The organism is Aquimarina sp. TRL1, from assembly GCF_013365535.1.
GTDB classification, from domain to species: Bacteria; Bacteroidota; Bacteroidia; order Flavobacteriales; family Flavobacteriaceae; genus Aquimarina; species Aquimarina hainanensis.
In genome coordinates, this window is sequence record NZ_CP053590.1 from 2,410,674 (window position 1) to 2,425,076 (window position 14,403).

9 protein-coding genes are annotated in these 14,403 nt (G+C 35.1%); 3 read left to right on the forward strand and 6 right to left on the reverse strand.

Going from position 1 to position 14,403, the window contains the following annotated elements; translation table 11 throughout:
* Window positions 1-29 precede the first annotated feature (29 nt).
* The 6 genes from HN014_RS09825 to HN014_RS09850 form a co-directional block, all read right to left on the reverse strand.
* A complete protein-coding gene (locus tag HN014_RS09825) occupies window positions 30-1,484 on the reverse strand; it encodes an aminotransferase class V-fold PLP-dependent enzyme (protein WP_176028710.1) in 1,455 nt (484 codons plus the stop codon).
* Between the two features lie 602 nt (window positions 1,485-2,086).
* Window positions 2,087-3,358: a hypothetical protein gene (locus HN014_RS09830; protein WP_176028711.1), complete on the reverse strand. Its 1,272-nt coding sequence runs from the start codon at window positions 3,356-3,358 to the stop codon at window positions 2,087-2,089.
* 679 nt (window positions 3,359-4,037) lie between these two features.
* The gene (locus tag HN014_RS09835) at window positions 4,038-4,475 is read right to left on the reverse strand and encodes a hypothetical protein (protein WP_176028712.1); all 438 of its coding nucleotides are present in this window, start codon (window positions 4,473-4,475) and stop codon (window positions 4,038-4,040) included.
* A 42-nt stretch (window positions 4,476-4,517) separates the two neighbouring features.
* Window positions 4,518-5,792 (reverse strand): hypothetical protein, encoded by a 1,275-nt coding sequence (locus HN014_RS09840; protein WP_176028713.1) that lies wholly within the window; start codon window positions 5,790-5,792, stop codon window positions 4,518-4,520.
* 261 nt (window positions 5,793-6,053) lie between these two features.
* Window positions 6,054-8,684, reverse strand: coding sequence for an AsmA-like C-terminal region-containing protein (locus HN014_RS09845; protein WP_176028714.1), 2,631 nt, complete (start codon window positions 8,682-8,684; stop codon window positions 6,054-6,056).
* Window positions 8,685-8,837: 153 nt separating this feature from the next.
* Window positions 8,838-9,575 carry a queuosine precursor transporter gene (locus HN014_RS09850; RefSeq protein ID WP_254884123.1) on the reverse strand — a complete coding sequence of 246 codons (738 nt, stop codon included), beginning with the start codon at window positions 9,573-9,575 and terminating at the stop codon, window positions 8,838-8,840.
* A gap of 175 nt (window positions 9,576-9,750) precedes the next feature.
* Here HN014_RS09850 and folK point away from each other — a divergent pair, with 175 nt between their 5' ends.
* The 3 genes from folK (at window position 9,751) to mutS (ending at window position 14,394) form a co-directional block, all read left to right on the forward strand.
* Window positions 9,751-10,884 (forward strand): 2-amino-4-hydroxy-6-hydroxymethyldihydropteridine diphosphokinase, encoded by a 1,134-nt coding sequence (gene folK / locus HN014_RS09855; protein ID WP_176028715.1) that lies wholly within the window; start codon window positions 9,751-9,753, stop codon window positions 10,882-10,884.
* Window positions 10,885-11,101: 217 nt separating this feature from the next.
* Window positions 11,102-11,644 carry a TrmH family RNA methyltransferase gene (locus HN014_RS09860; protein WP_176028716.1) on the forward strand — a complete coding sequence of 181 codons (543 nt, stop codon included), beginning with the start codon at window positions 11,102-11,104 and terminating at the stop codon, window positions 11,642-11,644.
* A gap of 158 nt (window positions 11,645-11,802) precedes the next feature.
* Window positions 11,803-14,394, forward strand: coding sequence for a DNA mismatch repair protein MutS (gene mutS / locus HN014_RS09865; RefSeq protein WP_176031076.1), 2,592 nt, complete (start codon window positions 11,803-11,805; stop codon window positions 14,392-14,394).
* Window positions 14,395-14,403: the final 9 nt, after the last annotated feature.

The window sequence follows — 14,403 nt, forward strand, 5'->3', positions numbered from 1 at the left end:
AGGCTTTTTTATTTAGAAGAAAGAGGAAGTTATTTTTCTTGTATAGTTTCCATTTCTTCTGCTCCGTAAGCCTCACATTGATCCAGGGTATCCTGAATATGTTGTAAGGTGGTTCTGGGATTGATCAGACACATGCGAAGTACTACTTGACCTTGCAGAATCGTGGTTACTAATAATGCATCTCCTGAAGCGGTGATTTTTTTTGAGATGTTTTGATTGATTTTATCTAGCTGTTCTTCTGATAGTGTATGATTAATAGGGTGATATCTATAATTAATCACTCCCAGAGTTGCGGGAGAGATAACTTCCCACTTTGCACTTTTGCGAAGAATAGCCTCGGTTTTTTCTGCTAATTCGATGTTGTATTGTACAGCATTTTTAAAAGCGTCCAGCCCGAATGTTTTGAGTGACATATAGAATTTTAACGCCCTGAATCGTCTGGTTAGTTGAATTCCGTGGTCATAGAAGTTAATTTCAGATTCATTTCCTTCAATATCTCGTAAGTATTCCGGTTTTTCACTGAATGTACCACTTAACCAGCTATGGTTTTTTACCAATAAGCAACCCATTTCATAAGGTTGGAAAAACCATTTATGTGGGTCAACGGTCAAAGAGTCTGCTTTTTCAATTCCTTTGAGGAATTTTTTACCATCTTTTGCTAAGATGGCTGCTCCTCCAAATGCCCCATCTATGTGGAACCATAGATCTTCATTTTTGCAAATAGTAGCAAGTTCATCCAGTGGGTCTACCGTTCCTGTATTGGTAGTTCCTGCAGATGCAATCATGCAGAAGGGGTGTAACCCTTCCAGGCGGTCTTTGGCAATGGCATTTTTTAATTTGTTAATCGATAATTTGAATTCAATATCAGTAGGAATGATCCGTATTTGTTCCTTTTTGAATCCAATCACTTTGATAGCTTTGATGTTGGAAGAATGTGCCTGATCAGATAAGTAGATCACTGCTTTAGAAAAATCATCACCGCATTTTATTCTTCTGGCGGTTACTAATCCGGTAAGATTTGCCATGGATCCTCCACTAGTGAAAATCCCTCCTCCATTTTTTTTAGGGAACCCAAAAATTTCCAACAACCAGTTCATGGTTTGTATTTCTAATTCAGCTGCAGCCGGGGAAGCAGCCCACCCTCCTGAGAAAATATTAAATCCAGTGGCAAGGGTATCTGCCATAGCGCTTACGTAATTGCTGGGTCCCGGAACAAAAGAAAAGGATTTCGGATGGGAAACAATATTTCCATGCGGAATTACATGATCCATTACAAAATCCAATACATCATTGGCTGGAGTCGGTGTATGCGGAATATCTTCTGCTAATAATGCATCCATTTCCTGTCTAGAAGCTGATGTTACAGGCTTTTTATCGTTTTGATTCTCAAAATGATCAACGATATGTTCTATAATTCTGTATCCATATTGAAGCATATCTTCTTTGGATAACATTAATTTATTATTGAGATTATTGTCGTTCATTACAATATTTTTTTCGTCTTACTAGCACAAAGGTACTTCGATTATATGTAATTATACTTGTATAAATATTTTAAAAAATAGTAATCTGATTGTAGGTTATACTTGATCATTGAGATTTAAATGCTTTAGTACTTATCTCAAAATTAATAATCATTTCTTATATGATATCTCCTATGTCTGTTTCAGAGGAGTTTATGCACTGAAAAGATACTCATCCTGCTGGATATAAAGGGTGAAAATTCTAAAAAAAAAGAAAGCGGTCACATGACCGCTTTCTACCCTAAGTAATAATACTCATAATAGCACAATTAAACTAAAGTTGAGTTTGTGAAAAAAGTGTTATATCATTTTGTGGTTAACAAAATATGTTTGTGTGCTATTGGGTATGTATATCATTTTTTTTATTTGATTGTTATTTAGGTTTATCTTTTTTGGTAAAAAGCTTCATCTTTTTCGAATGGTGTTGTATAAATTGTAGGTTGCAAAAGATGAAGCTGTTGATTACCTGTTAATCTGTAGGTTATTTACTCAAGTGTTCTTGATGGATTCTCATACTTGTTTTTATTTTTGGAGCAAAAAAAGTAAGTGAGTGCAGTTTATTTCTATTCCTGCATAACCGTATAATTATTTAATGACTGTTTTAACTGGAATTTAGGGGCTATTATATTCGTGGGGTCTTTAAATAAATCTTCTGCACTAAGGAAATCCTTTGTGAATCGATTGTATTTTAAGATGTTTACAATACTAGTTTTTTCAATACTTCTAGATTCAACACCATCTCCGTGAATATTAAAAAAACTATTATCCATTTTAAAAGTCTTTTCGATAACGTCAACAGAGGAGTATGATTTATCAAATTTAATGACGTTAGAAAAACCGGATATTTTCGAGTTGTGAATGTACAGAGTAGCCAGATTAGACGATTTGATCGCAGCTGTTGTATGTTGGTAGTTGCTGCTATCTGATAAATTGACTAAGGTAGCATCCGTTATAGTTACGTCAGTAACTGCGTTTGGCTTTATATATCCCAGTTCGTGGTTATACCCATTTACAGCCAGAGCATATGATCCGTTGGAACATGTAATGTAAGGATGTCGGATGGCTATAACGTTATTAAGGTCACCTTTAAATCCTTCAGATATATCATAGTCATTAGCTTCTGCTTTATAGGAAATAAGGTTTTTGGTATTATTTCGACCTCCTTTCCAGCTAAAAGACCCTAAAGCAGAATGACTGATCATGATATGATCTAGAATAGATGTGCTTCCTAGTCCGTATAAGGATAAAGCATGGGATCCTTTCCCTTTTTTGGTTTTGTTTCCTGCGTATTCAATTCTTAGGTACCTAAGAATAGTTGTTTGTTCATCGTGCTGATCTCCACCATAAATAGCAAATTGAGGATTAAAGTTACCTTGTATAACCCCGCTACCTGATACGGTATTGATTTTTCCAGAACCAACAATAGTGATACCTCCCCAATCTCCACTAGTCCTTGATTTTGGAGATTTATTAGAAGTGAATACAATTGGATAGGCTTCTGTCCCTGCTGCAATAAGTTTAGAACCTCTGGTAATAATAAGATTTGCAGGATTCTCGTGGTCACAGCGAATTACAGTTCCTTTTTGTATTGTTAAAGCAGCTCCACTGGTTACATATACATCCCCTGATAATAAATATACGATGTCATTTCGTAAGAATGTATCGCTATCTATAATATTAGGTAGTTTTTCTTCTGCTTCCGGGTAGTTTACTTTATTAGGCTCAAAATTAGTCCAACCCTTAATCCATCGGTGTTCATTTTGATTGAAGTTTTGGGCTGAAAGTAGATTTGCTATTAAAAGTGTAAATAACAAGATCAAATTAGTTAATCTCATAATAGTACTATTTTGGGGTTCATAATATTAGGAGGAAAATTCTTTCTCCATATTTTTGGGATGTACAAGTTAACACACTTTGATAAAATGTGGTTACGTGTTTACCGTAAACTTTGTGTGTTGGTCGGTATTTTGGTTATATTTCACAAAAATTTAACAGTTTTATTCTTACTTATAGAGTTGTTTTTTCTGTCTAAATTGTTTTTTTGTCTTACTTGTATGAAAATTCTGATTTTTATTTAAAATATTGATTATTAGTTAATTATGGTTTTTGAGTATTTTTAGTGTGTGAAGTTTGTTTTTTGAGTGTGTTGGTTTTTAATGTATTATATAAGTAAAATTTGTTTTTTGTCGATATTTTGTGATTTGCTGTAAGAATGTAAATGAACTGCTTGCAAAAGCAAAACTATAAATCAGGAGAGATGCTGTTTGTTGTAGGGTGATTTTGCTGATATTTTAAATTGGGTATAAAAAAAAGTAGCTTGTTTCGACAAGCTACTTTATACTTATATGATAAACGGTTATATTCTTAATCCAAGAACTCTTTTTATATAGGTTTTATTTATTGATGGAGAGGCTAGGCTGTTCAGTAAAGGAACTTTCTTATGATGCGAATTGTTTCTCCAACAGATACGAATAAACTAAATAGATAGGATCAAACTAAAAGAGAGGTCTGGTGTTAGAAGTTTCCGTTGGCACCTATTCTTATCTTTTTGATAATTTCTTCAAAGTACAGGATTGACCAAACTATTTTTTCGGTATCAGCATAAGGAACAAATTCTGAAATCATATTATTAGTAACTTCAAAAGCCTTGGTGGTGGCTTCGTGATGTTTCCCTAATACTTTGAGGTTTTGACTATCTTCCTTAATTCCATTATCTCCCAAAGAAACATCTGCTTGATTTGCTAATGCCAGATATGGGATAATGGTAAGTATCTCCCTTACTCTGTATTTATATAAACTGATAAGTTCCCCTTTTTTTAATTCTTCTAACTCGTCAATGGTATGAAACTTATTGATCAATGTTTTTTGATCAAAGAAGATGTTATCTTTAGATTGGGCAAAGCTGATGTTTATAAATAGGATAGCAAAAAGCAGTGTTGTAATCGATTTCATTCTTAATTGGTATTGATAGTTAATGTTCGTACATACCCAAATTTACTGCATTACGGTGTAATTGCCAAGAGATTCTTTCAAAGTAAATTTAGGATGTTTAATATTCATTGGGTCTGTAAATAAGTCTTTTGCACTTTTGAAGTACGTTGTGAACATATTATACTGTAGTAGTTTTTTAGTGGTTGAATAGGGCTCATCATAGCTAACCAAAACAGATTTATCATGTACATTAAAGACACTATTGTCTAAGGTAAATGACTTTGATATATCTGCAAACGATTGAAATGACTTGTCAAACTTTATTACATTGGCGAATCCAGATATTTGAGAATTGGTTAGGTCCAATTGTGCCATGTTTTTAGCAGCAATAGCTGCAGTAGTATGTTGATAGTTGGTTCTATCTGCAAGATTTATAAAAACAGCATTCTCTATTTTTACTTTTGATAAGGATGATTCAGATATAAAACCAGTGTTTTTGTCATATCCATCTATTTCGATTGCATATGATCCGCTGGAATCAGAAATGTAAGGATGTCTTATAGCCACAATGTTTTTCATACCTCCTTTGTATCCCAGGGTGAAATCATAATCATCATCCTTTGCTTTATAAGAAATAAGATTGTTCATTTTTACATTCCCCCCAAAACATTCAAAAGAATCATCAGCAGAATGGCTAATCATAATATTATTAATGACGGAAAGTTTCCCCAGTGCATATAAGGTAAGTCCGTTGAGTTCTTTAGAGCGATTGATTTTCTGACCTGCATACTCTATACGTACATAGGTCATAATAGTAGTGATATCATCATCTTTGTCTCCTCCAAAGATAGAATATTGTGGAGCAAAGTTCCCTTCGATAATGCCTGTTCCTGTCGGAGAGTTAATAGTTCCGGTTCCTACGATGACAATACCTCCCCAATCCCCTGCTTTTCTTCCTTTGGCAGATTTGTTAGAAGTGAATACAATTGGTTGCGTTTTGGAACCTTGCGCAATTAATTTGGCCCCCTTGGTAATGACCAGTGAGGTTGATTTTTCTGAGTCACATCGTATAATGGTTCCTTCTTCTATAGTTAGTAAAGCATTTTTAGTGACATATACATTTCCCGACATTAAATAAGTAATGTCATTACTGAGAAATATATCGCTATCGATGATCGTTGGTAATGTCTCCTCTGCTTCGGGATATACTTCATGGTTAGGGTCAAAATTTGTCCACCCTTTCATCCATTTCATTTCGTGATCCTTAAAGCTGTTTTGAGAAAAAACAAAGATTGGCAACAAAAATAACGTGACTTGTGATATGATACTTAGTTTCATGATTTTTAGGGGTTATCAGTTATCGAATTGTTGCAAAATTATAACTAATGTAATCAGTAAATTGAGATATCAGTTTACGAAATAGTTAAGTCATATTTGTGTGATTTATTGTGTAGGAGGTTTACTTTTTTTTAACAAAAACTTAAATCACTTTGATTCTCAGGGGTATAAAACCCCTATGTTTTGTAGGAAAACAATAGGGGTTTTAGGAGATTTTTAATAAGTTTTTGTAAGATATATGGAATTCATTTTATGAAAATGTTAATTCTTAGTTTTAGTGGTGTCTTTTTTCTTTTTGCGTCCAAACATTCCTCCCAAAATATCTTTTGCAGCATTTTTTAATTGTTTTTCAGGAGTATTAGTTGTGTTTGTTTTAGTGGAATCACTTTTAGACTTGGCGCCTCCTAAAAGATCTGTAATAACTCCTGTTCCTGTATTGAGAAGTTGATCTTTTACCTTTCCTTTTTGTTTGTCAATAATACGTTGGGTTACTTCTTTTACTGCTCCGGAAGTGTTTAATTTTATTTGTGGGTTTGTGAAATTACCTGCGATTCCGATGGGGACTCCAATTGTCATGTTTTTTGCTTCCTGAGGGCTCAATTGAGAAAGCAAACTAGTTACATCTTTTCCCAGATACTTAGCAGGAACGTCCATGGTTACCTTGTAATCCATGTTTTTGTCCAGACCGTGACTACCTCCTGCAGTAAATTTTACCCCTTTAATATCAAAATTAAAAGGTTTGACATTTACCTTTCCATCATTAAAATCCAGATGAGTTTTGATGTTTTTGATATTGAGTTTGTCTAGCTTCAGGAAATCCAGTTTCCCATCCAGTTTACTTATCAGTGGAGCTTTGCTGGAGTTGACTTGAGCATTCAGTATTTCTGCTAATGCACTTCCTTTAATAGAGGTTAGTACGGGAGTAAGGTCGTCATTTAGGTCTCCGTTTAGTTGTAATTCTGTTGTGAGTAAGCCTGTTAATGCTTTTGCGATAGGAGCATAACCTTTTAATAGATCCAAACTGCTGAATGATTGTGCAATGTTTATCTTATTTAATTGGAGAGCCATATCAAAATTTGGTTTTTTCTCTTTAGTAGAAACTTTCCCGTCAAAAGCAATGCCTCCATCAAAAATAGAGGAAGTTACTTTTTGTAAATAGGCGGTTTCATCCTTTATTTTTACGGTTCCTTTGGCATCTTTAAGAGTAAGATTGTCGTAGATTACTTTTTTAGCATCAAAAGTTAGAGTTGCATCTAAAAAAGAAGGAATCTGTAAGGCTTCTTCTGTCGTTGATGTGGTTTGTTGTAGAGAATCTGCAGCAGTATCTTCTACCATAAAATCATGAACATCAAAAACAGTAGAGGAAACATCAAAGTTTCCTTTAAGATCCTGTTTGGCAAAAAGAAAGCCCATAAGGTTGTGAATGCTACCTTTTGCTTCCATATCAGAAGCTCCAGTAGTGGCTTGTAAATTTTCCAATGTAATCGTTTCGGGTTGGAAAAGGACATTGGCTTGCTGAATGTGGATTTCATTAGGGAGTTCTTCGGAGGTATATGCAAAATCTTTGATGCCGGCACTTCCACTACTTTTGATGTGTTGATATTGTTCTTTCTCTAAAGCGTTCATGTCAAAATCCACCTGAACATTGGCATTCGCAATTCCATTTAATTTTTGTTCCAATTCCAGTGGATATGCCTGGTTTACATTAGCCAGATTGACAGTTCCGTGTAACCCCATGGAAACCAGCATATTTTTGGTGATGTTTCGCAGGCTTCCCTTGGCAGCGAAAGCATCCTGATCAATTTTGAAAGTAAAATTGTCGATAGTAATATAAGTGTCATCAGGATTTCCGGTATCGTTCTTTACCTTAGTATCTATATTGATTCCTGTAACACTTTTGGGAAGATCGGGATATTTGAAAGAAGCATTATGCGAAAGAATTTTAATGTCCATGGTCGGGATCTGCGTGTCGCTAATGTGTCCTTTGACCATTCCATCAACCGAAAAATCCCCCGATGTTTTTACCCCATTGAGATCCTTGGCATAAGAGGCAGGAATAACTGCCAGTAAATTTTTAAAATCAGAGGTAGGTGTTTTAAAACTGAGATCCAATAAGGTACTTTTCTCTAATAGCTGAACAAATCCTGCAAATTCTAAAGGGAGTTGATTAAGTAATAATTTATTTTCTCTAAAGGAGTATTTCTGATTTTCCAGATCCAATTCTAATTCAGCGTCTAATTGTAGTTTGTTTTTGTCGAGGTAATTAGAGCCGTCCATGTCTAAGGAAGCTGCTACAGATGATTGGGTGTCTAAAATGATTTTTTGTCCTGAAACAGAACCTTCTCCAACATGGTTGATGGTAGTAAGATCCATTTTAATTTTGCTTACATCATCCTGATAGCGGATATTACTATTGTTTAATTCATAGTGTTTTAGGTCAAAGGTGAAATCACTGGAAGATGTTTCAGGTGTCGTTTGTTCTTTTTCGGTAGTTTTTGCAATATCTAAGTTAGAATTCCCAAGACTATCCGTTTTAATAGTGATACTGGCTTCATCAATAATCACTCGAGTAACATTGACTGCCTGAGAAGATGTTTTAAAAAGTTGACTCATTCCCATAGCCAATTCGATTCGTTTGGAATAAGCAAGAGTGTCTCCCTCAAAAGGAGTGTGATTCGTAACTGATAAGTCGTTGATTACTACGGTTGCCTGTGGGAAATTTTGAAATAAGCTGATATCTACATCCGAGAAGTGAACAGTCGCATTTACCTGTTCATTGATGAAATGTAGTACTTTATCCTGAATGCTTCCCTTGAATAAAAAGGGAAGAGCAATCAGTGCGAGAATGCATACTAAAAGAAAGGCTCCGATGATTTTAACTATTTTTTTCATTTGCTTCTTATTTTGTAGCGATACTATTTTTTAGTGTTATTTGGGGATTTTGATTCTGTATTTCTTTGTAATCAGTGTTGCTGATTTCAAGAGAATAAAATAACGATTTTGAATTGATATTTTATTGTTTTTATAGATTAAAAATTTGTTAGTTTATACTGTAAGTGCTAATTCTTCTCCTTGTTTTAGAGAAAATCTTTTTCGAAAACAATAAACTCCTAGGTAAATCAAAGGAGTGTCCAGAACAGCGACCAGCATTTTGAACAAAAAACCATTGAGTAATAAAGCACCGAAACGATCCCATTCTATAATATGACTAGCACATAGTAATAAAAGTACGGTAGCAGTATCAATAAGTTGCGAGAAAAAAGTGGAAAAATTATTACGAAGCCATAAATGCTTTCCTTTGGTAATCCGTTTCCAGAAATGAAATACCTGAATATCGATGTATTGAGCAAATAGATAAGCAAGCATAGATGCTAATACTGCAATAGTAGTCGCTCCGAATACGGTTGAGAATACCGTATCGGTAATGGGAGACCAGGAAGTTGCAGGAACGATATCAGCTACAAAAATAATAAGGAGCGAAAATAAAGAAGCAAAAATTCCGGCAGTTACAATCTGATTCGCTTTTTGCTTTCCATAAATCTCGCTGATAATATCTGTAATAAGAAAAGTAATTGGATAGGGGAGTATCCCGACCGAGATTTCAAAGGTATAGACTCCCAGAAAATCCCAGTAAAAAAACTTTTGAAAAATTAGATTAGATACGACAAGTGATGCAATAAAAAGAGCTCCCAGAATTAGATAGGTTCGATACGCAATATATTGGTCTTTGGAAGAAAGGTGAGTAGTTGTCAATGTTTCGTTTTTATATGTAAAGATAGGCAAAAGTACCAGTGTTTTACATTTGTAGCCTGGAAGAATATCCGAGTAAAAAATAGGAACTAATATGATTTTGTCAAGAATGTGAACAACATTTTTTTTACTGTGGTTTTAGTTTAGCTACTTTTGTCGGATGGTTCTGAGACGAATGAGGTCAGAATGTATAATACAAGGTTTTTTTATGGAGAGAGCATCTCATCTGGTACATATATCATTAGGGAGTAATATCGGAGATAGGTTGGCATATTTGCAAAAAGCAATTGATGCCATCTATGAAGAAGTTGGAGATGTGCTTTGTATATCCGGAGTGTATGAGACCCCTGCGTGGGGATTTTCCAGTGATGATTTCTATAATGCATGTATATCCGTTAAAACAAGGTATACGCCAGAACAGGTATTGGATATCTTGATGGGAATAGAACAGGAATTGGGACGTCATCGAAAAGAAGGGGAAGGCTATGAGGCACGGGTAATTGATCTGGATGTTATTTTGTCATCTTGTGGAGTAGTAGCTACTAAAAAACTAAAAGTACCACATCCTTCGATGCAAGAGCGAAAATTTGTATTGGTTCCTTTAGAAGAAATAGCAGCCCAAGAGCTCCATCCTGTTTTTGATAAAACTATAGAAGTATTATTGAGAGAAACGAAAGATACTGCCGAGATCAAAAAAGCAAAGGAACAACTGATCAATCCTAAAGAGAATTTCTCATTTAGTGATTTTAGCTATCTGGCGATTGAAGGAAATATTGGAGCAGGAAAAACAACTCTGGCAACTATGATTGCAGCAGAATTTAATGGAAAACAGGTGTTGGAGCGCTTTTCTGATAATCCATTTTTGCCAAAATTTTATGAAGATAAAGAACGATATGCTTTCCCATTAGAAATGTCTTTCCTGGCAGATCGCTATCGCCAATTTACAGAAGATTCTTCTCAGTTAGATTTGTTTAAAGATTTTATGGTATCTGATTATGATATCTATAAGTCGTTGATTTTTGCACAGGTAACCCTTCCGGAAGAAGAATTTAAACTATATCGTACACTTTTTACCATTATGTATAAAGAGGTGGTGAAACCAGATCAATATATTTATTTGTATCAAAATACAGATCGCTTGTTGCAGAATATTAAAAATCGAGGCCGTACATATGAGCAGAATATTCCTGCTGCGTATTTAGAAAAAATACATCAGGGATATATTGATTTTATAAAAACACAACCTGATCTCACCGTAAAAATAATTGATGTGTCTGCTATTGATTTTGTGAAAAACAGAAAAGATTATTGTTGGCTGTTGCGGGAGATTGTAAGGAAGTAGTGTGTGTATTCTTTGATAAAAGAAAACACCCCCAACAAGTTTGTTGAGAGTTTATAAAGGTTGTTATACTATGTAAAAGTGTTAATTCTTTATTTTGTGATATCACAAAGCAAATAATTGTTAAGAAGCAGAGAGATTTCCTGTTTTTTTTGAAGAAGCTATAAAGAGCCTTGGTTTTGGTAGGAACCATTTTATAGAAAACAATATTTTTGCAGATATGGAAAAAAACCGAAAACTAAAGAATAGTGAGTTGGAGCGGAAGTCTATTGGAGAGTTCAAAGCTTCGGATAAAACACCATTGATTATTATTCTGGATAATATAAGAAGTCTTAATAATATAGGATCTGTATTCAGAACCGCAGATGCTTTTTTGATAGAGAAGATATATCTATGCGGTATTACAGCGGTTCCTCCACATAAAGATATTCAGAAAACAGCTTTGGGAGCTACTGATACAGTCGATTGGCAACATGTAGAAAGTACAGATGAACTGGTTCGTCAGTTACAGGAAGAAGAAGTGGTTGTGATTTCAGTGGAACAAGCAGCAGATGCAGTTATGCTGGATGAGTTTACACCGCTAAAAGGAAAGAAGTATGCACTGGTATTCGGTAATGAGGTTAAAGGAGTACAGCAATCTGTAGTATCTAAAAGTGATACCGTCATTGAAATTCCTCAGTATGGAAGTAAGCATTCTTTGAATATCTCCGTTAGTGCAGGAGTAGTGATATGGGATATTTTTACTAAAATGAAATACAAATAAGCCCTAAGTCCCCTTACCCAAAATGTGTTTTGTGGATAAAAAGAACTAATTTATAAAGCGTTGAATTTCCATAAAAAACACAGAATATATACTTTAGCATAAATCATAAAAAATAAATCCCTTTGGCAGCAAAAAACAGTAAAAAGGTAACTCCATTGATGAAACAGTATAACGCGATTAAAGCAAAATATCCAGATGCTTTATTGTTGTTTAGAGTAGGAGACTTTTACGAAACTTTTGGAGAAGATGCGATTAGAAGCGCTGCTATTCTCAATATTGTATTAACTAAACGAGGAAACGGAAGCGATCAGGAAACTGCCTTAGCAGGATTCCCTCATCATTCCTTAAATACCTATTTGCCAAAGTTGGTAAAAGCAGGAGAGCGCGTTGCGATTTGTGATCAGCTCGAAGACCCCAAACAGACTAAGACAATTGTAAAAAGAGGAGTTACAGAATTAGTGACACCTGGAGTAGCATTAAATGATGAGGTACTCCAAAGTAAGACCAATAACTTTTTAGCTGCAGTACATTACGGGAAAAAAAATCAGGGAGTAGCATTTTTAGATGTGTCTACAGGAGAGTTTTTAATTGCTCAGGGCGATGTAGCACATATTGATAAATTATTACAAAATTTCAGACCCAGTGAGATTTTGGTGTCCAAAGCAAAAAAACAAACATATGAACAGGACTTTGGTACGGAGTACCATGCCTTCTATATGGAAGATTGGGTATTTAAGCCGGATTATGCTAACGAAACCTTGCAGGAACATTTTGAGACTGCTTCTCTCAAAGGATTTGGAGTAGATCACCTACCTGAAGGAATTATTGCAGCCGGGGTTGTATTGCATTATCTGGGAGAAACCCAACATAAGAAACTAGAACATATAACCAGTATACAGCGAATCGCAGAAGATGAGTATATCTGGATGGATCGGTTTACCATTCGCAATCTGGAATTATATGGATCCACTTCTTTTCAGGCAGTGACTCTATTAGATGTGATCGATAAAACGATTTCTTCGATGGGAGGACGAATGCTAAAGCGCTGGTTAGCATTACCATTAAAGAATAAAGAGGCAATTGATAAACGACATGAAGTCGTAGAATACTTTATAGAACAAGAGCAACTCCATCAGAAAATACGACATCAGATTAAGCAAATCGGGGATATCGAACGTCTGATTTCTAAAATTGCAACAGGGAAAGTAAACCCAAGAGAAGTAATTCAGTTAAAAAATTCTCTAGAAGCAATTGTACCTATAAAAGCGCAGGCACAGCATAGCGAAAATACGGCCTTAAAGAAGATAGGAGAGACGTTACACGATTGTGAAGTATTGCGCAGCAAAATAAAAGAAACTCTAAATGAAGAAGCTCCGGTTAATATCCTGAAAGGAAATGCGATTGCCGAAGGATACCTTGATGAGTTAGATGAATTGCGAAATATTGCATTTTCTGGAAAAGATTACCTGGACAAAATGTTAGAACGAGAGACAGAAGCTACAGGAATTACCTCCTTAAAAATTGCATCTAATAATGTCTTTGGATATTATATAGAAGTGAGAAATACACATAGGGATAAAGTACCTGAAACCTGGATTCGTAAGCAAACATTAGTCAATGCCGAGCGATATATTACTGAAGAATTAAAGGAGTACGAAGCAAAGATTTTAGGAGCCGAAGAGAAGATTCTGGAATTAGAGCAACGTTTGTTTCAGGAGTTGATCGTATGGATGAATTCATATATCAAACCAGTACAGGAGAATGCTATTCTGATTGGGCAATTAGATTGTTTGAGTTCTTTTGCACAATTAGCAATAGACAACTCTTATGTGAGACCAGTTATGGAAACGTCCTATGACCTGGAAATTAAAGATGGGCGCCATCCGGTTATCGAAAAACAACTGCCGATCGGAGAACCTTATATTTCAAATGATGTATTCCTGGATCGAGAACAACAACAAATTATTATGATTACAGGTCCGAATATGAGTGGTAAGTCAGCCATTCTACGTCAGACAGCATTGATTGTACTACTGGCACAAATGGGAAGCTTTGTGCCTGCAGCATCTGCCAGAATAGGAATTGTAGATAAGATCTTTACTCGAGTGGGTGCCAGTGATAATATTTCTATGGGAGAGTCTACTTTTATGGTCGAGATGAATGAGACAGCCAATATCCTTAATAACATATCTGATCGCAGTTTGGTATTGTTAGATGAGATCGGAAGAGGAACCAGTACCTATGATGGAATTTCTATCGCATGGGCAATTAGTGAATTCTTACATGAGCACCCTACCAAGCCCAAAACACTTTTTGCAACACATTATCATGAATTAAATGAGATGTGTGAGACTTTTAATAGAATCAAGAACTTTAATGTATCTGTAAAAGAATTAAAAGATAATGTCCTGTTTGTACGTAAGCTTGTACCAGGAGGAAGTGAACATAGTTTTGGAATTCATGTAGCAAAAATGGCAGGGATGCCACAGCAGGTTTTACACCGGGCCAATAAAATGCTTAAGAAATTAGAGAAGTCACATAGTAGTGAGGAATTGACAGATAAAATAAAGAAAGTACAAGAAGACGATGAAATGCAGTTGAGCTTTTTTAATTTAGATGATCCCTTATTAGAAGAAATTAAAGAAGAAATCATCGATATTGATATCGATACCCTTACTCCGGTAGAGGCATTGATGAAATTAAATGAGATTAAGCGCTTGTTAACCAGTAATAAAGCATCTAAAGTATAGTTTTTTTTA

Bases quoted from the DNA above. Each gene is read 5' to 3' on its own strand.
- HN014_RS09825 (WP_176028710.1), bottom strand. From the start codon at position 1,484: ATGAACGACAATAATCTCAATAATAAATTAATGTTATCCAAAGAAGAT.
- HN014_RS09830 (WP_176028711.1), bottom strand. From the start codon at position 3,358: ATGAGATTAACTAATTTGATCTTGTTATTTACACTTTTAATAGCAAAT.
- HN014_RS09835 (WP_176028712.1), bottom strand. From the start codon at position 4,475: ATGAAATCGATTACAACACTGCTTTTTGCTATCCTATTTATAAACATC.
- HN014_RS09840 (WP_176028713.1), bottom strand. From the start codon at position 5,792: ATGAAACTAAGTATCATATCACAAGTCACGTTATTTTTGTTGCCAATC.
- HN014_RS09845 (WP_176028714.1), bottom strand. From the start codon at position 8,684: ATGAAAAAAATAGTTAAAATCATCGGAGCCTTTCTTTTAGTATGCATT.
- folK (WP_176028715.1), top strand. From the start codon at position 9,751: ATGGAGAGAGCATCTCATCTGGTACATATATCATTAGGGAGTAATATC.
- HN014_RS09860 (WP_176028716.1), top strand. From the start codon at position 11,102: ATGGAAAAAAACCGAAAACTAAAGAATAGTGAGTTGGAGCGGAAGTCT.
- mutS (WP_176031076.1), top strand. From the start codon at position 11,803: ATGAAACAGTATAACGCGATTAAAGCAAAATATCCAGATGCTTTATTG.